Origin of the sequence: Methylopila sp. 73B, from assembly GCF_000526315.1 — a bacterium.
Classification (GTDB): Bacteria; Pseudomonadota; Alphaproteobacteria; order Rhizobiales; family Methylopilaceae; genus Methylopila.
In genome coordinates, this window is sequence record NZ_JAFV01000001.1 from 2,845,842 (window position 1) to 2,869,535 (window position 23,694).

Annotated in this window: 18 protein-coding genes; 6 read left to right on the forward strand and 12 right to left on the reverse strand. The window is 70.6% G+C overall.

The features are described 5' to 3' along the window. Positions 1 to 66: 66 nt before the first annotated feature. The 3 genes from K244_RS0113755 to acnA all read right to left on the reverse strand — a co-directional run bounded on the left by K244_RS0113755 (position 67) and on the right by acnA (position 4,703). The gene (locus tag K244_RS0113755; RefSeq protein ID WP_020186857.1) at positions 67 to 1,071 is read right to left on the reverse strand and encodes an alpha/beta hydrolase; all 1,005 of its coding nucleotides are present in this window, start codon (positions 1,069 to 1,071) and stop codon (positions 67 to 69) included. Further along, positions 1,068 to 1,850, reverse strand: a complete 783-nt coding sequence (locus K244_RS0113760) for a DUF1223 domain-containing protein (protein ID WP_020186858.1) — start codon at positions 1,848 to 1,850, stop codon at positions 1,068 to 1,070. The genes K244_RS0113755 and K244_RS0113760 overlap by 4 nt, the downstream gene beginning before the upstream one ends. 171 nt (positions 1,851 to 2,021) lie before the next feature. Beyond that, positions 2,022 to 4,703 carry an aconitate hydratase AcnA gene (gene acnA / locus K244_RS0113765; protein ID WP_024816504.1) on the reverse strand — a complete coding sequence of 894 codons (2,682 nt, stop codon included), beginning with the start codon at positions 4,701 to 4,703 and terminating at the stop codon, positions 2,022 to 2,024. A 222-nt stretch (positions 4,704 to 4,925) separates the two neighbouring features. On the opposite strand from acnA, the gene ccmA reads away from it, so the two are divergent. Continuing rightward, complete coding sequence (ccmA, locus tag K244_RS0113770; RefSeq protein ID WP_020186860.1) at positions 4,926 to 5,555, forward strand: heme ABC exporter ATP-binding protein CcmA; 630 nt, start codon at positions 4,926 to 4,928, stop codon at positions 5,553 to 5,555. On the opposite strand, the gene K244_RS0113775 is transcribed toward ccmA, so the two are convergent. From K244_RS0113775 to K244_RS0113790, 4 genes are all read right to left on the reverse strand, one after another. Then, the gene (locus K244_RS0113775) at positions 5,548 to 6,225 is read right to left on the reverse strand and encodes an esterase (protein WP_020186861.1); all 678 of its coding nucleotides are present in this window, start codon (positions 6,223 to 6,225) and stop codon (positions 5,548 to 5,550) included. The genes ccmA and K244_RS0113775 overlap by 8 nt on opposite strands. A 31-nt stretch (positions 6,226 to 6,256) precedes the next feature. Then, the gene (locus tag K244_RS0113780) at positions 6,257 to 7,426 is read right to left on the reverse strand and encodes an HPP family protein (protein ID WP_020186862.1); all 1,170 of its coding nucleotides are present in this window, start codon (positions 7,424 to 7,426) and stop codon (positions 6,257 to 6,259) included. Between the two features lie 197 nt (positions 7,427 to 7,623). Then, a complete protein-coding gene (gene frc / locus K244_RS0113785; RefSeq protein ID WP_020186863.1) occupies positions 7,624 to 8,874 on the reverse strand; it encodes a formyl-CoA transferase in 1,251 nt (416 codons plus the stop codon). Between the two features lie 91 nt (positions 8,875 to 8,965). Beyond that, positions 8,966 to 9,409, reverse strand: coding sequence for a PAS domain S-box protein (locus K244_RS0113790; protein ID WP_020186864.1), 444 nt, complete (start codon positions 9,407 to 9,409; stop codon positions 8,966 to 8,968). 626 nt (positions 9,410 to 10,035) lie between these two features. On the opposite strand from K244_RS0113790, the gene K244_RS0113795 reads away from it, so the two are divergent. Continuing rightward, positions 10,036 to 10,575 (forward strand): sigma-70 family RNA polymerase sigma factor, encoded by a 540-nt coding sequence (locus K244_RS0113795; protein ID WP_020186865.1) that lies wholly within the window; start codon positions 10,036 to 10,038, stop codon positions 10,573 to 10,575. On the opposite strand, the gene K244_RS22750 is transcribed toward K244_RS0113795, so the two are convergent. From K244_RS22750 to K244_RS22010, 5 genes are all read right to left on the reverse strand, one after another. Next, positions 10,505 to 11,194: a 4'-phosphopantetheinyl transferase superfamily protein gene (locus K244_RS22750; protein WP_155931750.1), complete on the reverse strand. Its 690-nt coding sequence runs from the start codon at positions 11,192 to 11,194 to the stop codon at positions 10,505 to 10,507. The genes K244_RS0113795 and K244_RS22750 overlap by 71 nt on opposite strands. Positions 11,195 to 11,268: 74 nt before the next feature. Next, entirely contained in the window at positions 11,269 to 12,441 is a 1,173-nt protein-coding gene (locus K244_RS0113805) for a DUF418 domain-containing protein (protein ID WP_020186867.1), read from the reverse strand. A gap of 221 nt (positions 12,442 to 12,662) precedes the next feature. Further along, complete coding sequence (locus K244_RS0113810) at positions 12,663 to 13,850, reverse strand: PLP-dependent transferase (RefSeq protein WP_020186868.1); 1,188 nt, start codon at positions 13,848 to 13,850, stop codon at positions 12,663 to 12,665. Between the two features lie 13 nt (positions 13,851 to 13,863). Next, a complete protein-coding gene (locus tag K244_RS0113815; RefSeq protein WP_020186869.1) occupies positions 13,864 to 15,246 on the reverse strand; it encodes an MATE family efflux transporter in 1,383 nt (460 codons plus the stop codon). Next, positions 15,243 to 16,280 (reverse strand): GNAT family N-acetyltransferase, encoded by a 1,038-nt coding sequence (locus K244_RS22010; protein ID WP_020186870.1) that lies wholly within the window; start codon positions 16,278 to 16,280, stop codon positions 15,243 to 15,245. Before K244_RS22010 ends, K244_RS0113815 begins: the two co-directional genes overlap by 4 nt. Before the next feature lie 234 nt (positions 16,281 to 16,514). Here K244_RS22010 and K244_RS0113825 point away from each other — a divergent pair, with 234 nt between their 5' ends. From K244_RS0113825 to K244_RS0113840, 4 genes are all read left to right on the forward strand, one after another. Then, positions 16,515 to 16,745 carry an MbtH family NRPS accessory protein gene (locus K244_RS0113825; protein WP_020186871.1) on the forward strand — a complete coding sequence of 77 codons (231 nt, stop codon included), beginning with the start codon at positions 16,515 to 16,517 and terminating at the stop codon, positions 16,743 to 16,745. Beyond that, entirely contained in the window at positions 16,738 to 20,949 is a 4,212-nt protein-coding gene (locus K244_RS0113830; RefSeq protein ID WP_020186872.1) for a non-ribosomal peptide synthetase, read from the forward strand. Before K244_RS0113825 ends, K244_RS0113830 begins: the two co-directional genes overlap by 8 nt. A 173-nt stretch (positions 20,950 to 21,122) precedes the next feature. Further along, positions 21,123 to 22,457, forward strand: a complete 1,335-nt coding sequence (locus K244_RS0113835; protein ID WP_020186873.1) for a SidA/IucD/PvdA family monooxygenase — start codon at positions 21,123 to 21,125, stop codon at positions 22,455 to 22,457. A 175-nt stretch (positions 22,458 to 22,632) separates the two neighbouring features. Then, complete coding sequence (locus K244_RS0113840; protein WP_020186874.1) at positions 22,633 to 23,496, forward strand: alpha/beta hydrolase-fold protein; 864 nt, start codon at positions 22,633 to 22,635, stop codon at positions 23,494 to 23,496. The last annotated feature ends 198 nt before the right edge of the window (positions 23,497 to 23,694 follow it).

The following is a 23,694-nucleotide window of genomic DNA, read 5'->3' on the forward strand; positions in this document are numbered from 1 at the left end:
TTCATCGCGCCGTCATAGTCGCGCCCCGGGCGGGGGAGCGCAAGCGGCGCGGCGACGCGGGGGCGATCAGGGCGCGGGCGCGCTGAGGACCTTGAGGAGCGCGGCCTCGAACTCGGCGGGCGCCTGCACCTGCGGCGAATGGCCGAGCTTGTCGAAGGCGACGAGCGTCGCGCCGGGGACCGCCTCCGCCGCGGCGCGGCCGAGCGCCGGGTAGTCGCCAAGGGTCTTCGCGATCTCGGGGGCCGCGCGGTTCGCGCCCGGCGCGGTGCGGTCGAGCTGACCGATCATCAGCGTGGTGGGGACCGCGATCTGCGGAAATTCGTACACGACCGGCTGGGTGTAGATCATGTCGCTCGTCCGCGCGGAGGCGCGTTCGACCTGGTCCTTGCCGTCGCCCGCGTACATCCCGGCGTACATGTCGACCCAGCGGTCGTAGGGCGCGCGCCATTCGCCAGAGTAATAATACTTGAGCTGGTAGGCCTTCACGCTGTCGAAGGAGGTCTTGCGCTCGGCGGCGAGAAGCTGGTCGATCGGCGCGTAGGGCACGCCCTTCGCCTTCCAGTCCTCGAGCCCGATCGGGTTCACCATCACCAGCCGCTCGACCTCGGCCGGGTAGCTGAGCGCGTAGCGGGCCGCGAGCATGCCGCCCATGGAATGGCCGAGGATCGTCGCGCGCGAGATCTTGAGGCTCTGCAGGAGCGCGTGGGTGTTCGCAGCCAGCTGGTTGAACGAGTACTGGTAGGCGGCCGGCTTCGAGGATTTGCAGAAGCCGATCTGGTCCGGCGCGATCACGCGGTAGCCCGCCCGCGTAAGCGCGCCGATCGCGCTCTCGAAGGTCGCGGCGCAGAAGTTCTTGCCGTGGAGCGTCACGACGGTCCGGCCGTTCGCGGGGCCGATCGGCGCGATGTCCATGTAGGCCATCTCGACCGGCTCGCCCTGCGAGACGAAGGCGAAGGTCGAGACCTGATAGGGGTAGGCGAAGCCTTCCAGACGCTCGCCATAGGCGGCCGTCTCCGCGCCGGCGGCGGAGGCCAGCAGCGCTGCGGCGACAGCCGCCAGGCGGCGGATCACAAGGGATCTCGAAGGCGCGACTGCAGCGTGGGCGCGATCTTCGGCTGATCCACCTGCGCCGCGCCGAGGATCGGTCCCGGCTGGCCGCCGCTGCCCGCCTGAACGACGATCGCGACGGCGTCGCTGTCGGGGTGGCTGAGTTCGTCGGCGGGCACGTCGAACTTGGCGGCGTCCCCGTTCCAGACGCCCAGTCGGGTCATCTTCCGCACCACGTTGGCGTAGGTGACCGTCCGTCCCGCGTTTTCGCCGCGGCCGATCTGGACCGTGCGCGAGCGCTCGACCGAAAAGGCCCAGACCTCGCCATGGCGGAGTTCGCCTTCGGTCCGCGACCCGGCGACCGCGACCGACACGCGGCCGTCCGCCGCGGTGACCGCGACCGGAAGCGTCAGGGCGTTGTCGCCGGCCTCGGCGCGGGTCACGACCCCCGCCACGGCGGCGCCGTCGCCGCCGACGGCGGCCTCGCGGCCGTTCACGACGATCTGCGGCGTGTAGATCTTGCGGTCGCCGCGGGTCGCCGCATAGGCCCGCTGCCGCGCGCTGTTGGCCGGGCTCGCCAGCGTGTCGCGCCAGCCGAGATAGTCCCAATAGTCCACGGGCAGCGTCAGCACGAGGTTTTGACCGTCGCGCGCGAGTTCGCTCGCCAGGCGGTCGGCCGGCGGGCAGGCCGAACAGCCCTGGCTGGTGAACAGCTCGATCACGCCGCGAGGCGCGGTTTCGCCCGCCTGCGCGACCGGGACGGCCGCAAGCGATGAGGCGAAGGCAAGAGCGGCGAGACGCATGGGGAACAGCCGGACGTGGGACGCATTCGGGAGTCGGAGAGTAGGTCGCGACGCCCGTGCGAGACCACTCACATGGCGGTGACGCGCGGCCTCGTGATCGGGCGCGGGCCCCGGAACGGCGCGTCCGGCGGCGTGGAAGCCGCCGGACGCCGAAAGATGGCGGCTCGCCGCTTACGCGGCAAGGCTCCGCAGGACGTAATGCAGGATGCCGCCGTTCTTGAAGTAGTCGAGCTCGTCTAGCGTATCGATGCGGCAGAGCAGAGGCACCGTCTGCGTGGCGCCATCGGCGGAGACGATCTCCGCGTTCATGGTCATGCGCGGGCGAAGCCCCTCCGCGAGGCCCTTGAGCGTGACGGTCTCGTCGCCCTTGAGGCCGAGCGACTGCCAGCTCGTCCCTTCCTCGAAGGTCAATGGCACGACGCCCATGCCGACGAGGTTCGAGCGATGGATGCGCTCGAAGGACTGCGCGATGACGGCGCGGACGCCGAGCAGGTTGGTGCCCTTCGCCGCCCAGTCGCGGGAGGAGCCGGTGCCGTACTCCTTGCCCGCGAACACGACGAGCGGCACGCCCTCGGCCTTGTACTTCATGGCCGCGTCGTAGATCGGCAGCTGCTCGCCGTCCGGATAATGCTTGGTCATGCCGCCTTCGACGCCCGCCAGCATCTGGTTCTTGATGCGGATGTTGGCGAAGGTGCCGCGCATCATGACCTGATGGTTGCCGCGACGGGTGCCGTACTGGTTGAAGTCCGCCGGGCGCACCTGATGGTCGCGCAGGTATTCGCCCGCCGGGCTCGCCTGCTTGATCGAGCCCGCCGGCGAGATGTGGTCGGTGGTGATCGAGTCGAGGAACAGGCCGAGGATGCGGGCGTTCTCGATGTCCGTCACCGGCTTCGGCTCGCGGTCCATGCCCTCGAAGTACGGCGGGTTCTGGACGTAGGTCGAGCGGTCGTCCCAGGCGTAGGTCTCGCCCTGCGGCACGGTGATCTTCTGCCAGTTGACGTCGCCCTTGAACACGTCGGCGTACTTCTCCTGGAACATCGCCTTGGTGACGTTCTCGCGGATGAACTGGGCCACTTCCTTGTTCGAGGGCCAGACGTCCTTGAGATAGACCGGGCCGTCCGTCCCCTGGCCGAGCGGCTCGGTGGCGAGGTCGACCTGGAGCGAGCCCGCCAGCGCGTAGGCCACGACCAGCGGCGGCGAGGCGAGGTAGTTCGCCTTCACGTCCGGGTTCACGCGGCCTTCGAAGTTGCGGTTGCCGGAGATCACGGCGCCCGCCACGAGGTCATGGGCGTTGATCGCCTCGGAGATCGGCTCCGGCAGCGGGCCGGAGTTGCCGATGCAGGTGGTGCAGCCGAAGCCCACGAGGTTGAAGCCCAGCGCGTCGAGCTCCTTCTGCAGGCCCGCGGAGGCGAGATAGCCCTCGACGACCTGGGAGCCGGGCGCGAGCGAGGTCTTCACCCAGGGCTTGGTGGTCAGGCCCTTCGCCACCGCGTTGCGGGCGAGCAGGCCCGCCGCGATCAGCACGCTCGGGTTCGAGGTGTTGGTGCAGGAGGTGATGGCGGCGATCGTCACGTCGCCATGGCCGAGATCGTAGTCCGTGCCGGCGACGGGCACGCGCTTGCCGGCCTCGCCCGGCTTCTTGAACTCGCCTTCGAGCGAAGCGAGGAAGCCGGCCTTGGTGTCCTTCAGCAGCACGCGGTCCTGCGGGCGCTTAGGGCCTGCGAGCGAGGGCTCGACCGTGCCGATGTCGAGCTCCAGCAAGTCGGTGAACACCGGGTCGGGCGACCCCGCCTCGCGCCACATCCCTTGCGCCTTTGCGTAGGCCTCGACGAGCGCGACGCGCTGCGGATCGCGGCCGGTCTCCTCGAGGTAGGCGATGGTCTCGCTGTCCACGGGGAAGAAGCCGCAGGTCGCGCCATACTCCGGCGCCATGTTGCCGATCGTCGCGCGGTCGGCGAGCGAGAGATGGTCGAGGCCGTCGCCGAAGAACTCGACGAACTTGCCGACCACGCCGCGCTTGCGCAGCATCTGGGTGACGGTGAGCACCAGATCGGTCGCGGTGATGCCTTCCTTCAGCTGGCCGACCAGCTTGAAGCCGATCACCTCGGGGATAAGCATCGAGACCGGCTGGCCGAGCATGGCCGCCTCCGCCTCGATGCCGCCGACGCCCCAGCCCAGCACGCCGAGGCCGTTCACCATCGTGGTGTGGCTGTCGGTGCCGACGCAGGTGTCGGGATAGGCCACGGTCACGCCGTCCTCGTCCTTCGTCCACACGGTCTGGGCGAGGTACTCGAGATTGACCTGATGGCAGATGCCGGTTCCGGGCGGGACCACGCGGAAGTTGTCGAACGCGTCCTGGCCCCACTTGAGGAAGCGGTAGCGCTCCTGGTTCTGCTTGTACTCCTCGTCGACGTTCTTCCCGAAGGCGGCGTCGTCGCCGAAGAAGTTGACGATCACCGAGTGGTCGATGACGAGGTCGACCGGCACAAGCGGATTGATCTTCTTGGGGTCGCCGCCGAGGTGTTTCATCGCGTCGCGCATCGCCGCGAGGTCGACGACCGCGGGCACGCCGGTGAAATCCTGCATCAGCACGCGCGAGGGCCGGTAGGCGATCTCGTACTCGCCCTTGCCGCGGTTCTCGAGCCAGCCCTTGACGGCGGCGATGTCGTCCTTTTTGACGGTGCGACCGTCCTCGAAGCGCAGCAGGTTCTCGAGCAGCACCTTCATGGAATGCGGCAGCCGCGCCACGCCTTCGAGCCCGTTCGCCTCCGCCTCCGCGATGCTGTAGTAGCGGTAGTCCTTGCCGTTCACCGACAGGGTCTTGGCGGATTTGAAGCTGTCGGGATGGGACACGGGGGCGGGCTCCTCGGTGAAGGGGGCCATGAACGCCTGCGCGGGATGCGCGGGCGAGCGGCCGGAGTGACGCGTGCGCTGCACAACTAGTAGTTCCTGCGCGGTTATAGGGGAAGTCGAAACGCGGTTGAAGCGGCATCCCGCCGGCGCGAAAGTTCTTGGCTCGCACGCGAAATCGAGCGGGCGTCGAAGCGTTCCAACGGCCCGCCGCGGACGGCGGCCATGAAGCTGGTGGTCGAAGGGCTCGGGGTCGACCGCGGCGACCGGCCCGTGCTGCGCGATCTCGGCTTCAGCCTCGGAGCCGGAGAAGCGCTCGCGGTCCTCGGCCCGAACGGCGCCGGAAAATCCACGCTTCTCAGGACGATAGCGGGCCTGATCGCCCCGGCCGCGGGCCGCGTCGCGCTCGAAGGCGGCGATGCCGAACTCGCGCTGCGCGAGCAGACCCATATGCTCGGCCATCTCGACGCGGTGAAAGGCGGCCTCGCCGTGCGCCGCAACTTGGCCTTCGCCCGCGACGTGCTCGGCGGCGGCGGCGATCTCGACGCCGCGCTGGAGACGGTCGGCCTCGCTCACATCGCCGACCTGCCCGGCTCCGCGCTCTCCGCCGGCCAGCGGCGACGCCTTGCGCTGGCCCGGCTCCTCGCCGCCCCGCGTCCCCTGTGGCTGCTGGACGAGCCCACCGCGGCGCTCGACGCCGGCGGCCAGCGGCTGCTGGCGCAGCTGATGGCGGACCACCGCGCGAAGGGCGGCCTGATCGTGGCCGCCACCCACGCCGAGCTCGGCCTCCCCGGCGCCGCGACGCTCGACCTGACCGGCGCGCGCCCGCGGGCGCCCTCGACTTACGTCAGCTGAGGAAGAAGTCGACCGCGCGGGCGGCGACCGCCGGCCGCCAGGCGTGCGGGCCGTCGTACTCGACATAGGTGACGTCGTAGCCGGCGTCCTTCAGCGCGGCCGCGTGCCGGCGGCCGCTGCGCTCGATCGGGATCTGCTCGTCCTTGAGCCCGTGCGAGATGAAGATGCGCGGCGCGCCGACCTGCATGTGAACGGACATGAAGCCGGCCGAGGACACGATCATGTGCGTCACGAGATGGCCGTTGGTCGGCCCCAGCGAGAGCGTGTAGCTGCCGCCGTCGGAGTGGCCGGCGAAGGCGAAGCGCGTCGGGTCGATCATGTAGCGCGAGGCGACCGCCTCCAGCGCGATGTCGAGCCGCTCCCGGTCCGGACCGTTGCCGGCGATCACGATGTCCCAGGTGGGGAACAGCGACTGCGGCGCGAGCAGAAGGAAGCCGCGCTCTTCGGCGTGGTCGCGCATCATCGGCAGGATCTTCTCGGCGCTGCCGCCGCCGCCGTGAAATAGCGTCATCAGGGGCGTCGGGCGGCGCGGGTTCACGCTCTCGGGCACGAACAGGACGGCGTCGCGTTCCTCGAACAGGCCGAGCGGGTTCAGACCGGGGGCGAGCGGGTCCCGCGTCGGCAGGCGATGCATGAAGTCGAGCCGGCCGGCGAGATGGGGATCGAGCATGCGGAGGTCTCGTTCGCTTGGGCGCCGCGGGTCAGGCCGGCGCCGGGGACGGCGGCCCTTCGGTCGCCTGCGCCAGCAGCGCGACCACGAGGTCGGTCTGGGACACGACGCCGGCCAGCCGTCCGTCGCCGTCCACGACCGGCAGATGATGAAGCCCGGCCTCGGTCATGCGCAGCACCACCTCGGCGATCGAGGTCTCGGGCCGGACCGCCGTCACCGCGCGCGTCATGATGTCGGCGACCACGCCGTGCGGCGCGCGCAGGCCGCTGAGGCTGACGCGGATGCGCTGGCGCAGGCCGAGCCTCGGCCCCCGCGCGCCCCAGGTGGTCTTGTCGAGCAGGTCCGTCTGGGTCACGACGCCCAGCACCCGCGCGCCCTCGTCGGTCACCGGCAGCATCTTCACGTGGTGGCCGCGCATCAGCTCGAGCGCCTCCTTCATCGGGGCGTCCGGGCCGATCCCGATGACGTCCTTGGACATGATCTCGGCGCAGGTGGCGGGACCCCTACCCGGCCGGTAGGCGTGGACCTGCGCGCGCCGGAAGATCGCCGCGAGATCGGCCGGGGAGACGTCCAGCACCTGGCCGTAATCCTCGAGCGCCGCGGCGAGGTCGGAGGCGGAGAGCCCGAGCCGGGCGGCGGGCGTCGGATCGGCGGTCCCCCGGCCCGGCGCGGCGCGCGTGGGCCGGTGCGGATAGGTCCGGCCGGTCAGATTGTTGAAGACGAGCGCGGTCGCGAGCAGCAGGATCGAGTTTGCGAGCACCGGCCAGAGCACGAAGCCGTAGCCGAGGTCATGAATTGCGGAACCGCCCAGCACGGCGGTCAGCGCCACGGCGCCGCTCGGCGGATGCAGGCACTTCAGCGACGCCATGAGAGCGATCGCGACGCCCGCCGCGACGGCGGCCGCGACGTAGACGTTCGGGATGAGCAGGACCGCGGTGACGCCCACCAGGGCCGCGACGAGGTTTCCGCCGAGGATCGACCAGGGCTGGGCCAGCGGGCTCGCCGGCACCGCGAACAGCAACACGGAGGAGGCGCCCATCGGCGCGATCAGAATGGGAAGCGCGGAGCTGTCGCCGACGGCGGCGCGGCTGACGAGACCGGTGACGAGAATCCCGATCAGCGCGCCGATCCCGGAGCGAGTCCGTTCCTGCAGGCTGATGGGACCCATCTCGGGAATGAGATCGCGCAGGCGGAAGGGCATCGGCGGACAGCCTCCTGGACGTCGGGGGCCGCGAGCTACGGCGCGGGCGACCGTCCAGGCGTCACGGCCCAACGCGCCGCGCGGCGGGCGCGGGACTCTGGGCCGATCTGTGGAATGACGGCGAGCGGAAAGGCAAGAGGCGGCGCACGACGGCGCCGCCTCCCATACGGGCTTAGAGAGTCGGAGGGCGCCCTTCCTCAGACCGCCCGGGCCTGGTGCAGACGCTCGATCTGCTGCTCGGTGTAGCCCAGATCCTTGAGCACCGCGTCGGTGTGCTCGCCGAGCAGCGGCGAGGCCTTGATGTCGACCTTCATGTCCGAGAACTTGATCGGGCTGCCGACCGTCAGGTACGTGCCGAGCTGCGGGTGCTGCACCTCGACCACCGTGCCGCTGGCGCGCAGGCTCGGATCCACCGAGATCTCTTTCATCGACAGCACCGGCGAGCACGGAATGTCGAACTTGCGCAGGATGTCGACCGCCTCGAACTTGGTCTTGTCGGCCAGCCACTCCTCGATGGTGCCGAAGATGTCCATGATCTTGTCCTGGCGGGCGCGGGCGGTGTTGTAGGCCGGATCGTCGATCCACTCCTCCTTGCCGATCGCCTTGCAGATCGGCGCCCAGGCGTGGCCCTGGATGGTGAAGTAGATGTAGGCGTTGGGATCGGTCTCCCAGCCCTTGCACTTCAGCACCCAGCCCGGCTGGCCGCCGCCGCCGGCGTTGCCGCCGCGCGGCACGACGTCCGTGAACTCGCCGTGCGGGTACTGCGGGTACTCCTCAAGGAAGCCGAGAGCGTCGAGGCGCTGCTGGTCACGCAGCTTGACGCGGCAGAGGTTGAGCACGGCGTCCTGCATGGAGACGGCGACCTTCTGGCCCTTGCCCGTCTTGTTCTTCTGATGCAGCGCCGTGAGGATGCCAATCGCGAGATGCATGCCGGTGTTCGAGTCGCCGAGCGCCGCGGCCGACACGGTGGGGGGGCCGTCCCAGAAGCCGGTGGTCGAGGCCGCGCCGCCGGCGCACTGCGCCACGTTCTCGTAGACCTTCAGGTCCTCGTAGTGGTGACCGTCGGAGAAGCCCTTCACCGAGGCGAGGATCATGCCGGGGTTGAGCTCCTGGATGCGCGCCCAGGAGAAGCCCATGCGGTCGAGCGCGCCGGGACCGAAGTTCTCGACCATGACGTCGGACTCCGCGATCAGCTTCTCGAGCACCTCCTTGCCTTCCGCCGTCTTGGTGTCGAGCGTCAGGGAGCGCTTGTTCGAGTTCAGCATCGTGAAGTACAGCGCGTCCGCGCCTTCGACGTGGCGCAGCTGGGAGCGAGTCACGTCGCCGGCGCCGGGGCGCTCGACCTTGATGACGTCCGCGCCGAACCAGGCGAGCAGCTGCGTGCACGCCGGACCGGCCTGCACGTGCGTGAAGTCGATGATCTTGATTCCCTCAAGCGGCTGGGTCATCGCAGTGTCACTCCCTCTTGGCGCCACCCGGCCCTCTTGGCCGATCTGACGCGTTGGCTTTTGGACGCGCAGGCGTTGGACGCCGGCGCGGTCAGCTGACCGGCGCTGAACGTGCGGCCGCCTCGAGCTCCGCCAAGCGGCGGCGCATCTGGCGTTCGTCGTTCCAGCGCGTGGTTTCGTCGCGAACGATCGCGGAGATTCCGGCGACCGAGCCGTCGGGCGCGCTCAACAGGCCGACCGTGAAGGCGATCGACAGCTGGCGTCCGTCCTTGTGCAGAGCCGGCACGCGGAGCGTGTCCGCGCCATAGCGCGTCTCGCCCGTCCGCATGCTCTTTTCGTATCCCGCCCAATGGCGCGCGCGATGGCGCTCCGGCGTGATCAGGTCGAGCGACTGTCCGATCGCCTCGTCGGCCGAGAACCCGAAAATCCGCTCGGCGGCCCCGTTCCAGACCGTGATCAAGCCGGCCGCGTCGGAGACGACGACAGCGTCACCGGCGGTTTCGACGATCTGGGCGAAGTCGATCTCTGCGGACATGTCTGGCCTGCGGCGAAGCCGCGTCTCGTCGAATTCCTCGGACAAGCGCCGACAGGAATGGCGAACGCGGCCACGACCCGGATTCCGGGCGAGCAGCGTCAGGCGTTCGTGTCCGGCGCGACGACGTCGTGCGTCAGGTGGTGCGGATGCGGCGCGTCACGGGTTCAGTTCCTCCACTTTGTCGAGGCGGCTTCGCCGCTCTCGAGCGCTGTCCTTGAAGACTTTTGTGCGCTTTGTGGTATTTGGTATGCCAATAACGAGGAGGGTGTCAAGACCTTCCGCCCCGAGCTCGTGGACGGCGCGCGTCGTGAGCGGCCACGCTCAAAAGCGCTGACGCCTTCTCTCCGCGTCGTCCCCGACGACGGTTGGCGCCGCTCTCCGCACGAGATTGATACCTCCAAATTGGAATAATAATGATAACGACCGCAGTCTAAAGGAACAGTATTGCTTCAATCGTCCTTCTTTCCGAGAAAATCAGACGAGTTAGCACTTTATTGGAATTATAATATTTATCCTGTTGTCGCGTTATATTGACTCAATCGATCGATCCACCAATTGTCCCGCTCGACGTATGCGCTCGACCACGTGCCGCCGGCTTGGCGCCGGCTTTCGTCAGCGAGAGAGACATGCCAGCCCAGATCGCCGAACGCCGCGCGCCGGTCCTTCTCGAGGCCTTGCTCGCCGAGCGAAACCTGCTCGTCGGAATGGCCCAGAAAATCCTGAAATGCCGCCTGAAAGCGGAGGACGTCGTGCAGGACGTCGCCGTGAAGCTGTGCCAGGACCCGCCGAAGCTCGAGGTCCACCAGCCGGGCAGCTATCTCCGGCGCATGGTGCGCAACCACGCCATCGACAGCCTGCGCCGCAGCGCGGGCGAGAGCGCGCAGATGACGTCGACCGTGGACATGGACGCGCTCGCCTCCCCCTGCGCCTGCCCCCAGGACAGGATCGCGACCTGCCAGGAGCTCTGTCTTGTCGCCCGCGCCCTGCAGGCGCTGCCGTCCCGCACCCGGCAGGCCTTCGTCGCGCACCGACTGGGCGGCGAGCCGCAGAACGCCATCGCCGCACGTCTTCAGGTCTCCCCGACGCTCGTGAACTTCATGATGCGCGACGCGACGGCGTCCTGCCGGAAAGCCCTGGAAGCGGACGAGAGCCGCTCGGCGGCGTGACCCGGCGGCCGGGCGTCGCCCAACCGACCTGAAGCTCGACCGAGGCCGCCGGAACGGCCAGGGTCGCGACGTGCGCGGCGGTGGGGCGCAGGGCGCGGAAGCTCCACGGCCCGGCGCCGCCAGGCCGCGCCAGACGCGGGGGCGAGGCCTCGGCGTCGAAGATGATCGCGCGGGGGTCGACGGTCCCGAGGCCGAGGCCCTGAGCCTTCAGAAGGGCTTCCTTCGCCGTCCAGAGCCGGAAAAACCTCGCCGCCCGCTGCTCCGTCGCCGCCGCGCGCACCGCGTCGCGCTCGCACGGCGCGAAGGCGACCTCCGCGAGACCCTCGAAATCCGCGAGCGGGTCCAGGCGCTCGACGTCGACCCCGACGTCGCAGTCCCGAGACACCGCGAGCGCGAGCAGCCCGTCGGTGTGCGACAGGTTGAACCGCAGGCTCCGGAGGTCGTGCGGACCGGCGATGCGCGGCTTGCCGCCGGGTCCCGGCGCGAAGCTCCAGCGGTCCGGCGCGACGTCGCAGTAGGACGAAAGCGTCATGCGCACGAGCGCGCGCGCCAGCGCGTGGAGGCGACGGCTTCCTGGCGCCCGCAGAGCCTCGGCGCGGCGCCGTTCGCCGTCGTCCATCAGAGCGGCGCACTGGGCGACGACCTCATCCGGGACCTCGGACGCGGCGAGCCAGAGATCGACGCCGACGGCGCTCAGGACGGCCGCGCCACGCTCGGGGGAACGCGGGCCGGGCCGGCGTTCATCGCCGCCGCCATGACGCGCTCGGCCGGCCCCGCCCCCAACCGCCGCTCCCACAGCCGCGCCGCCAGCACGAAGCCGAGGAAGATCACCGCCGAAATCCACAGCGTGTCCCACAGCCGCGGCAGGCCGTAGAGCCCGAAGCCGTAGCCGAAGAAGATCAGCGAGGCGACGACCGAGAACCCGAGATAGATCGTCATCGACATCTTGCCCGCGGGCGCGAGCGCCGCCACCGCGGGCTCCGCCGCCGGACGCCGCAGGACATGCAGCCCGAGCGCCAGCAGGACGAGGCTGAGCGGCAGCGCGAACAGTGGGCGCAGCACCAGCGTCAGCAGGAAGAACTTGCTGCTTCCGGCCCCGCTCGGCACGGAGGCGAGCACGCCGTAGGCGATGTTTCCAAGCACCGCGGGAACCAGCGCATAGAGCGCGAGCGAGGCCACCAGCTTCGGCAGCCGTTCGGCGCCCCCGCGCTCGGCGAAGCGGCCGGCCGCGAAGCCGAACAGCATGGCGGCGAACGAGAGCGGGTAGTTCGACCAGAGGCAGTAGCTCTGGAACGACGCCCAGTTCTGAAGCCGGATGGCCATGATCTCGAGGAAGCCGCCCGAGGCGAGCACGGCCGTGTTGTCGGCGAAGCCGCCGCTCGCCGGCGGCGCCAGCAGGAACCGCAGGCCGAAGGCCCCGATGCCCAGCACGGCGAGCGTCCAGAAGCCGATCGCGGCGCCCACGAGGAAGCGGCAGGAGCGGTTGCGGAACAGGATCAGCGCCGATCCCAGGACCGCGTAGGGCAGCAGGATGTCGCTCTCGAACAGCAGCGCGAGGTCGGCGACGCCGAAGGCGCCGAGCGCCAGCAGCCGCCGTCCGTAGCGTCCGACGCCGTAGCGCGACAGTTGCCGCCATGCGCCGTAGCCGAGCAGGGCCGAGAAGATCAGGATGAACTTGCTCTCGAACACGCCCTGGATAGTGGCGGCCGCCAGGAGATCGGCGATGGAGGGACCCGTCTTCTCCCAGGCCGTCCCGGCGAAGCCGCCGGACAGCGCGAAGAACGGCAGGTTGACCACGAGAATGCCGAACAGGGCGCAGGCGCGCAGGGCGTCGATCGATTGATCCCGGCCAGTGGAAGCGTGCATGGGGTGTCTCCTGTCTCCTCGGCCAAGGCTTCAGCCTTGGGTCGTCGCAGGCCCGTCTTCACCTCTCCCCGGTGGGGAGAGGTCGCGAGGCGAAGCCGAGCGGGTGAGGGCCTTGAGCCTTTCTTGGATATGCCAGATCCCCCTCACCCGGCCCTGCGGGCCGACCTCTCCCCGATGGGGAGAGGTGAAGCAGGGGCATCCGGAACAGACGATCGGGGTCTTCAACCCCTTGCGCGGGCGAGCGCCTGTTCGACGTCGCTCCAGATGACGTCCGCGTCTTCCAGGCCGACGCCGAAGCGCACCGCGCGCGGGCTGACGCCGAAGCGCTGCAGAGAGTTCGCCTCGCCCGGCATCTGCAAGGGCGCGAGCGCCGGCATCACCAGGGATTCCGGCCCGCCCCAGCTGACGCCGATCCGCACGTGGCCAAGCGCGTCGGCGAAGCGCGGCACGTCGATCGCGTCCGTGACTTCGAAGGCGAACAGGCCGCCGAAGCCCGACAGGGTCGCCTTGCCGGGGTGGTCGCTGAAGGCCGGGTGCCGCACGCGCTCGACCTCGGGATGGGCGGCGAGCCGCTCCGCCAGCGCGAGCCCACTCGCCATGTGGCGCTCCATGCGAAGCGGCAGCGTGCGCATGCCGCGCAGCAGCAGCCAGGCCTCGAAGGGGGAGAGCTTAGCGCCGAGATAGGGGTAGGAGCCGGTGTTGATGCGGGCGAGGTGCTCGGCCGAGCCGACCACGAGGCCGCCCACCGTGTCGCTGTGCCCGCCAAGATATTTGGAGGCCGCATGGATCACGAGGTCGACGCCGTGCGCGATCGGCTTCTGGTAGAGCGGCGTCGCCCAGGAGTTGTCGATGACGGTGAGGACGCCGCGCCGTCGCGCTTCCGCCGCGATCGCGGGGAGGTCCTGCAGGTCGAACACCAGCGAGGTCGGGCTTTCGAGGTAGAGCAGCCGGGCGCCGGGCAGGGCCGCGATCACCGCTTCGGTGTCGGAGCCGTCGACGTAGTCGACCGCGACGCCGAACTTCTTCAGCAGCTTCTCGCAGATCCGGAAGGCGTCGCTGTAGAGGTGCCGGACGGCGACGATGCGGTCGCCCTGCTCCAGGAAGGCGAGGAGGGTGGCGGCGATCGCGCCGGTGCCGCTGGAGAAGGCGCGGGCGGCCTCGGCGCCTTCGAGCGCGGCCACGAGGCTCTCCAACTCCATCACCGTGGGGTTGTCGCCGCGCGAGTAGATGAACTGCTTCGAGCGCCCCGCGAACACCGCCTCGAGGTCGGCGTAGGCGTCGAAGGTGAACAGCGAGGTCTGGAAGATCGCGGGCGAGGCCGCGTTGAACGGACTGTTCGCTGGGGGCGCCGCGATCCGGGTGGCGGCGTCGATCAGCGCGTGGTCCGAGGGCAGGATCGGCTTGTTCATGGGAGCGTCGCCTTCACGAGATCTGGGGCTTGGGCGTCAGGTTCGAGGGCGCCGGCCGGCGCAGGTCGCCGAGGAGCCGGAGCCCGAGGGCGGCGGCGAGCAGCGTCGTCAGCCCGGCTGCGGCGGTCAGGCTCCCCGTCACGCCCGCAAAGCCGAACCAGCCCGGCAGCACGGCCAGCAGCGGAAGCAGCAGATAGCCGTTGGGGGCGAGGCTCAGCGCCGCCGCGGCCCGCGGCTTGCCGGCGGCCTGCAAGAGGACCAGCAGCACGTAGCGGAGGCCGAGGAACGGGAAGACGAGATGGGCTGCGACGAGCGCGTGCGACGCCAGATCGAGCGTCGACGGATCGGCGGTGAAGAGGCCGGCGATCGGCCGCGCGAACACGATTACGGCGAGCGCATAAGCCGCGCAGAAGCCGGACGAGGCCGCGCCCATGAAGGACGCCGCGTCCGCGACCCGTGCGCGATTTCCCGCGCCCCAGGCGTAGCCGAGCACGGGCTGTCCGCCGAGCGCGAAGCCGATCACCGGCAGCGTGCCGAGCGTCATCACCCTGAGCGCGATCCCGATCGCGGCGATGCCGGCCTCGCCCGCCTCAGCGCCGGCGCTGCGGTAGAGGATGGCGAAGGCCGCGCCGGTCAGCGCGCTGGAGGCCGCGATCGGAAGGCCGATGGCGACGACGGGTCCGAGCACCCTTCGGCGCAGGCGGGCGAGCCGGGGCGCGACCCGCAGCACGCCCCAGCGGCGGCGGAAGTAGAGCGCGTAGACGAAAAGCACCACGACTTGCGAGATCAAGGTGGCGAGCGCCGCGCCCGCGACCCCAAGGCCGAGCCCGAAGATCAGCACGGGATCGAGCGCCACGTTGAGGCCGAAGCCGCCGATCAGCGTCCACATGCTGAAGCGGGTGTTGCCTTCGGAGATCGCGACGAAGTCGCAGATGATCTGCAGCAGGATCAGCGTCGACCCCAACGCCGCCACGATCAGGTAGCTCTCCGCCATTGGCAGCGTCGCCTCCGGCGCGCCGAACAGCTCCAGCAGCGGCCTTCGGGCGAGGAGGGTCACGGCCGTCAGCAGGAGGCCGAGAGGGATCGCCGCCGCGATCACGGTGGAGGCGACGACGCCGGCCTCCGTCTTGCGGCGGGCGCCGAGCAGGCGCCCGATGGTGGCCGCCGCGCCGACGCCGAGGCCCTCGCCGACGGCCGCGATCAGGATGACGATCGGCAGCGCGACGGTGACGGCCGCGATCGCCTCGACGCCGATCGCCCCGACGAACAGCGCGTTCGCGGTGTGGTGGGCGGCGTTGGCGGAGAGGCCGATGACGGCCGGCAGCGCCACCCGGACGATCAGACGCTTGAGGTCCGGCGCGCCGAGGTCGGCGGCGGAGAACAGGCCGGCGCTCATGCTGTTTTTTCCGGAGCCCACAGCCGGTCGCCGAAGAAGCGCTCGCGCAGGAGCATCACCAGAAGCGCCCGTTTGTGCGGGAAATCGAAGTGCTTGACCTTGGCGAAGCCGGCCTTGTCGAGGTTGCGGATCTGCTGGGCGTGGGTGGCCCTTGGCTCGCCGACGATGCGCCGGGTCCGAGGGTCGTCCAGGAACATGTAGTGCATCAGCGAGGGCAGCCAGGCGGTGATGAAGTCCTTGCCGCGAAAGGCGTCTTCGCCGATCAGCACATGCCAGCCGCGGTCGTGGTCGTCGGCGTCATAGAACGGTCCGAGCCGGTTTTCCTTGGCCCAGTAGAGCTCGAAATAGCCGAAGGGCGCGCCGTCGAACTCGCCGATCAGGGTGAGCAGATGCGGGTCCGCCGCCCGCTCCTCCAGCGACTTGCGATGGGCCTCCAGCGCGCCGGCCTCCTCCCAGATCGCGTCCACGCGCGGGTCGTTCATCCAGCGGTGGAACAGAGGGAGGTCGCGGTTAACCTCAAGCGCGCGGAACCGCAACGTCTGGTTAACCCAAGGTATACGCCGGGCGTACACAACGCCGCGCGGCTTGGCCGGCCGGAGCGGGTGGCGGCGCCCTGCGGTGACGACCGGCAGCTCCGGGTAGACGGGCCGGTCGCGCTCTGCGAGCCAGGTCGAGGGGCGCTGCCAAAGCAGCTCGGGTCGGACGACCAGCCGCTCGCCGTCCGGCACCGCGATCGCCTCCGCGACAAGCCGCGCCCGCCCGGCCTCGTCGGCGCAGACGACCTCGATCGGCGGCGCCTCCCGGTCCTCCGCCGTCAGCGCCTCCGCGACCGTGGCGACGGCGTTCGCCACCTGCGTCGCCGCGGCGGGCTCCGGCGCGAGGACGACGCCGGCGTCGGACCGATCGATCCGGACCGCGAGCGGCTCGACGGACCCGCCCGCGACGATCGCTCCCGTCGCGGAGAACCGGACGACAAGCGGCGGAATCAGAAGCTCGGCGCTGGCGAGGCTCGGGGTTTTGGCGACGACGTTCATGGCGGTCCTCGGAGGGCTCCCTGAGGCGGGAGGCGATTTCGGGGCCTGTTCAGAGCCGGGACGACCGGTTCAGGAGCGCAGCGCGGCCGCTCCAAACGGGCCTTCACGACCAAGACGAGGTCCGCCCCCCGGAATTTAGTTTCGGACGAAAAATTCGGCGCCGGCCTAAATCTCGGGCGCCTGGGTCCGTCTTGGGGGTGTTCGCTCCGGACACATTCCCGAGGAAGACGCCCCATGACAGACGACGAGCTTTGGCAGGTGGTGCAGGACCGCGAGGGCCGATACTCGGTCTGGCGGCAGGACCGCGCCGCCCCGCTCGGCTGGACCGCGACCGGCTTCGCCGGCCGCCGCGCGGCCTGCGTCGCCCACATCGACGCGACCTGGACCGACCCGCTGCCCGCCCGCTGGCGGTCTGTTCTCGACGCCCGGAACGCGGCCGAGCGGGAGGCGCCCGCCCATGCGTGAGCCCGCCCTCGCCGCGCCCGCCGATGTGGTGGGCCTCGCCCGCCCCGCGGAGACGGCCGCGGGCTTCCCACTGTCGGTCGCCCAGAAGCGCATCTGGTCGCTCGGCCTCGTCGGCGCGCACGGCGTTTTCCCCGCCCAGACGCTGGCGCTGATCTTCGAGCGCGCGCCGGACGACGCAAGCCTGCGCGCGCTCGCAGCCATCCACCCCTCGCTCCGCACCCGCTTCCGGCGGTTCGCGGGCGGGCGTATCGAGCAGGTCGCGGCGCCGGCCGGGGAGCTGGTCGTCGAACGGCTGGACCTCGCCCTGCATCCGGGCGAGTCCGAAGACGCCGCGCTCGAGCGCGTGATCGACGCCTTCGCGGCGCGGCCGTTCGATCTGGACCGCGAGCTTGCGGGCCGCGTCGCCCGCATCGCCCTCCCCGGCGGCCGCTCGGCCATCGCCTTTACGCTGCACCCGATCGTCGCCGACCCCACCTCGCTGCGCGTTCTCGCCCGCGATCTTGCGGCCGCCGCGAACGGCGAGACGCTTGGAAGCCCGCGCGACGGCGCGCTGACGCTGGCCCCGGCCGAGCAGGCCTGGCTGCGGGCGCCCGCCTTTGCGGAGACCCTGGAGCACTGGCGCACGGCCTTTGCGGGCGAGCACGCGGCGGCCACCCTGCCGTTGAAGAACGGCCTCGGCGCCGCCGCCGCAGGCCTCCGCGGACGCAGCGCGTTCCGGATCGCGCCCGAAACCGTATGGGGGCTTGAGGCGCTCGGCGCCCGCGAGGGGCTGCCGCTTCCGACGCTGGTTTTCGCGGGCTTTCACACGCTGCTCGCCCGCTACTCCGGGCAGTGGGCGCTCCGCACGGGCGTCGTGATCGAGAACCGCGCCGACCCCGCCCGCGCGGCGACGGTCGGCCGCTTTGAGGACGTGGCGCCGCTGCATCTCGACGTGGCCTCGAGCGCGAGCTTCGTCGCTCTCGCCCGCGCGGCGCAGGCGAAGCTCGACGAAGCGCTCGCTCACCACGCGCCGATCGAGCGCCTGGCCCAGGAGCTGTGGCGCCACGAGGGCGACGCCAGCGAGAGCCTGGTCAAGACGCTGTTCGAGTTCCGGGAGGCGCTCGGGCTGGAGGGCGCAGGCCCCCTCACCCGGACGACTGCGTCGTCCGACCTCTCCCCGCCGGGGAGAGGTGAAGACCCGCGCCTCGACGCCGACGCCTCCGAAGGCCGCGCGACGGCCGAGCGCGCCACCTCTCCCCGGCGGGGAGAGGTCGGCCCGCAGGGCCGGGTGAGGGGGCCGCGCGAGGCGGACATCACGAGCGACGGCGTGAAGGTCCTCCCCCGCCCGCTCGCCGCCCGCGCGGACACGGACTTCATCCTCACCGTTCAACCCGCCGCGGACGGCGGGCTGGACGCGGTGATGGACTACGCCGAGGGGCTCTACGACGGCCGGCTCGTCGCCCGCGCCGCGGAGGGACTCGCCCGCGTCCTTCGCGCGGCCGCCGACGACGGCGACGTCCGCCTGCGCGACATCGCGCTGGTGGCCCCGGACGAACTGGACTGGCTCTCCGCGCCCTACCCCGACGACGCGGTCGACGACGACCGCCCGGTGCACGAGCTGATCGCGGAGCACGCGGCGCGCACCCCCGACAAGGTCGCGATCCTCTACGCCGAGGAAAGCTGGACCCACGGCGCGCTCGACCGCTTCGCGAACCGCCTCGCCCACCGGCTCGTCCGCGAGGGCGTCGGTCCCGAGGACTGCGTGGCGATCGCCGTGAAGCGCAGCCCGCAGGCGATCGGCGCGATGCTGGCCACGCTCAAGGCCGGCGGCGCCTACATCCCCGTGGAGCCGGACCACCCGGCGGTCCGCAACGACCACATCTTCCGCGACGCGGGCGTGAAGGTCATCGTCACCAACAGCTGGCTCACCGCGAAGATCCCGACCGGGGTCGACGCCGTGGTGCTGGAGCTCGACCGCATCGACCTCGAGGCCGAGCCTGCGGCCGCGCCCGAGACGCCGCCGGTCCACGACGACCAGCTCGCCTACGTCATGTACACCTCCGGCTCCACCGGCCTGCCCAAGGGCGTCGGCGTGGAGCACGGGCCGCTGACGCACCACCTGCAGTCGACCGCGCGGGTCTACGGCATGACGGAGATCTCGCGGGAGCTGCCGTTCCTGCCGTTCTCCTCCGACGGCGGCCACGAGCGCTGGATGAACCCGCTGATGGTCGGCGGCTCCATCATCCTGCCCGACCAGCCGCTTTGGACGCCGGAGGAGACGCTCGCCGCCATGCGCCGGCACGGGGCGAACAACGCCTCGATCCCGACCACCTATCTCCAGCAGCTGGCGGAGGAGGCCGACGCCAACGCAAGCGCCCCGCCCATGCGGCTCTACTCCTTCGGCGGCGAAGGCCTGCCGCAGACCACCTTCGAGCTGCTGTCGCGCTCGCTGAACTCCGAGTGGCTGATCAACGGCTACGGCCCGACCGAGACCATCATGACGCCGATGGTCTGGAAGGTGCGCGCCGGCGCCCGCTTCGAGGGGACCTACGCGCCGCTCGGTTGGTGCGTCGGCCGCCGCCGCGCCTATGTGCTGGACGCGGACCTCAACCCTTGTCCGATCGGCGTCACCGGCGAGCTCTATCTCGGCGGCGAAGGCGTGGCGCGCGGCTACCTCGGCCGCCCCGGCGTCACGGCCGATCGCTTCATGCCGGACCCGTTCAGCCCCGAAGGCGGCCGGCTCTACCGCTCCGGCGACATGACGCGCTGGCGCGAGGACGGCTCGGTGGAGTTCGTGGGCCGCGTCGACCACCAGGTGAAGCTGCGCGGCTTCCGCATCGAGCTCGGCGAGATCGAGGCGGCGCTGCTGGCGCAAGACGGCGTCGGCGAAAGCCTCGTCATCCTGCGCGAGGACGACGGACGCAAGGCGCTCGTGGCCTATGTCGTGCCGAAAGCCGGCGCGACGCTGGACGGCGACGCGCTGCGGCGCGCGCTGGTGCGGGAGCTGCCGGACTACATGGTGCCGGCCGCGGTCGTGCCGCTGGAGCGCATGCCGACCAACCCCAACAGCAAGCTCGACCGCATGGCGCTGCCGGCGCCGAAGCTGAAGCTCTCTGAGAGCGTTCCGCCCGCGACCCCGCTGGAGGAGGAGCTGCTCGCGCTCTGGAAGCAAGTGCTGAACGTCGAGGCGCTCGGCGTCACCGACAACTTCTTCGAGATCGGCGGCCATTCGCTGGCGGCGGTCAAGATCGTGAGCCGGCTACGCGCGCTGAAACCGAAGGCCAAGGTGACCATCGCCGACCTGTTCAACGAGGCGACGGTGCGCAAGCTCGCAGCCTCGATCGAGCGCGGGGGCGAGGCTACCGGCGGCCAGGTGATCCGCCTGCGCGACAGCGGCTCAAAGCCGATGCTCTACTGCTTCCCCGGCCTGCTGGTCTCGACCCGCGAGTACGTCAAGCTCGTCGACTTCCTCGGGCCGGAGCAGCCGGCGACGGGCTTCATCTGCTACTCGCTGTCGGAGGAGAAGAAGCTCGACGCCTCGGTGGAGGAGATCACCGGCGCTTACGTCGACCACATCCGCAAGGAGAGCGCCGGCCGCCCCTGCTTCTTCCTCGGCTGGTCATGGGGCGGGCTGCTCGCCTACGAGGCGGCGCGCCAGCTCGGCTCCGACATCGACCTCCGGCTCGTCGGCATGATCGACGTCTGCGACCTCGGGACCGAGTTCGCGATCGGCGCGGTCCCGCAGTTCGCGCCCGGCGAGCGCGACGAGCTGCAGCGGCTCGTCACCGAATGGCTGGGGCGCACGAGAATGCGCGCCGACTGGGACCGCCTGCTCGGCTCCATGGACGCGCGCACCTACGACCAGTTCCTGCGCTTCGTGGGCGACGAGGAGGAGAGTCTGCCGACCGACGGGCCGGACATCTCCAGCCGCGAGCACACGTTCTGGATCCTGATCGACAACGCGCTGATCTTCCGCCGCCACGTGCTGCAGCCCTTCGACGCGCCGATCCACTCGTGGGCGGCCGAGGACAGCCTGCACCGCGGGCTGAACCTGATGGACTGGCGCAGGCTCTCGCGGCGGGCGAACCCGGCCGAGATCATCGCCGGCACCAACCACCTCCACGTCATTGGATCGAGCGCCTTCCACAGCCGCTTCGCCGCCCGGCTCGACGAGGCGATGGCGGGGCTGGACGGGACCGAGAGGCGAAAACGCATGAGCGGGTGAGGCGCCTCGCGTGCGTCGAGACGGCCCTTCGGGCCCTCAGCATGAGGAAGGTTGAGGAACGCCATCGGTCCTCATGCTGAGGAGCCGACCAAAGGTCGGCGTCTCGAAGCACGCGCTCCCCTCCCCGTCGAACGCCCCTCAGCCCACAGCCATTTCCGTCCGAGGACACCCCCATGAGCGACGCCCGCGCCAACGACCTCGACAGCATCGAACCCCTCGACCTCGCCGGCATCGGGATCGGCCCCTTCAACCTCAGCCTCGCGGCCCAGCTCGACAGCGTGCCGGAGCTGACGGCGCGCTTCTTCGAGCGCCGGCCCCGCTTCGACTGGCACCCAGGCATGATGCTGCCGGACGTCGAGCTGCAGTCGTCCTACCTCAAGGACCTCGTCACCTCGACCAACCCGACGAGCCCGTGGTCCTTCGTCTCCTACCTGGTCCAGACCAAGCGCTTCTTCGCCTTCCTCAACGCGCACTACGACGCCGCGCCGCGGAAGGAGTTCGCGCGCTACTTCGCCTGGGTCGCGGAGCAGCTGCCGACCCTGTCGTTCGGCGCCGAGGCGAGCGAGGTGACGCATGACGGGCGCGATTTCGTGCTGACGGTGGACGGGACGCGGCGGCGCGCGCGCAACCTCGCGGTCGGCGTCGGCATGCAGCCGCACCTGCCGGACTGGGCGCAGGGCTTCGACCGCGCCCGCTGCTTCCACGCCAGCGAAGCGGTGGACCGGCTGCCGCACCTGCCCGCGGGCCGGGTCGCCGTGATCGGCGGCGGGCAGAGCGGCGCGGAGATCGTGCAGCATCTGCTGGCCCAGGAGACGCCGCCGCAGGCGCTGAGCTGGCTCAGCCGTCGCCACAACTTCGAGCCGCTCAACGACACGCCGTTCTCGAACCAGGTGTTCTCGCCGGAGTACGTCGACGCCTACCGCAAGCTCGGCGACGACCGGAAGACGGCGGCCTTCGCGACCGCCGTGCTGACCAGCGACGGCGTCTCGCCCTCGACCATCGACGCGATCTACCGCCGGCTCTACGCCATGCGCTACCTCGAGGACAGCCCGGTCGAGGCGGCGATGCTGCCGAGCCGCGACGTGATCCAGGCGGAGGAGCGCAACGGCGAGTTCCGGCTGATCGTGCGCAACGGCTTCGACGGCGGCATCGAGGTGCATTTCGCCGACGCGCTGGCGCTCGCGACCGGCTACCGCTTCCGCCTGCCGGACGCGCTCGCGCCGCTGAAGCGCCGGATCGCCACCGACCGGCAGGACCGGCTGATCCTCGCCGACGACTACTCGCTCGCCTGGGACGGGCCGCGTCACGCCCGCATCTTCGCGCTCAACGCCGGCCGGCACAGCCACGGCATCGCCGAGAGCCAGCTGAGCCTGATGGCCTGGCGCAGCTCCGCGATCGTGAACGCCCTCGTCGGCTACGACCGCTTCGACCTGGAGCTGCCCGAGCCGATGGTGAACTGGGCCTCGATGGCGCCCGCCGTGGCCGGCGCCGCCCGCGCCGACGCGTGAACCGCCGGATCGCAGGCCCCCTCACCCGAAGGGCGAACGCCCTCCGACCTCTCCCCGCCGGGGAGAGGTTAGGCAGACGGCGCCGCTGTTCACCTCTCCCCAGCGGGGAGAGGTCGCCGCGGAACGCGGCGGGTGAGGGGGCGCCTGCATGACAGATGAGCCCGAAGGCCCGCCCGTGACCGACCTCCCCGTGACCCTGCCCGGCTGCGTCCGGTTCGACCTCAGCCCCCGCACGGGCGGCGCGCCCTACCGCCTCTTCCTGCGGACGCCGCCGGGCGAGGCGCCCGCCGGGGGCTGGCCCGTGCTTTATCTCCTCGACGGCAACGCGGTGTTCGCGACCGCCGTCGACGCGCTGAGGTCGCAGACGCCCTGGCCGATGGGGACGGGAATCTCCGACGCCGTGGTCGTCGCGGTCGGCTACCCCACGGACGGGGCCTACGACAGCGTGCGGCGCTCCTGGGACTACGGGCCGCCGCCCGGCGCGACCTACCCCCGCCACACGCCCGACGGGCCGGAGGTGCGCACCGGCGGCGCGGCCGAATTTCTGGCCTTTCTCGAGGACGAGGTGAAGCCCGAGATCGCCCGCCGCGTGGCGACCGACCCGGCGCGCACCGCCCTGTTCGGCCACTCCTTCGGCGGGCTCTGCGCGCTCTACGGCCTGTTCACCCGGCCGGAGGCCTTCTCGCACTGGATCGCGGTCAGTCCCACGGTCTACTGGGAGGACTTCAATCTCCTCCCCCACGCCGACCGCTTCGGCGCCCGCGCGGACAGGCCCGCCGGCCGCAAGGTGCTGATCTCGGTCGGCGAGTACGAGGAGCGGCTGGCCCCCTTCCAGATCGGCGCCTCCGACGAGGACAAGCGCCGCGCGGCCCAGGCGCGCGCGCAGACCGAAAGCCACGCCCGCGCCATGCACGCGCGCCTGAGCGCGCTCGACGGCGTGACAAGCGCCTTCACGCTGATCCGCGGCGAGACCCACATGTCGGTGCTGCCGACAGCAGTCAACCAGGCCATCCGCTTCGCCTTCGGCACGTGGGACTGATTTCGTTTGATTGTAAAAATTAAAAACGCCTCACGCGATAGTTCACGACCGCGTCATCTCGCGGGTCTGACTTCGACGACGCACTGAAATAGAACGGCGCGACTGGACGTTCCGGTCGGGGACCTGCGGGACATACTGCAACTGGGGATGGCGATGAAGGGTCATGTACTGAGTGTGACGCGTGCTGCGTCTCTGGCG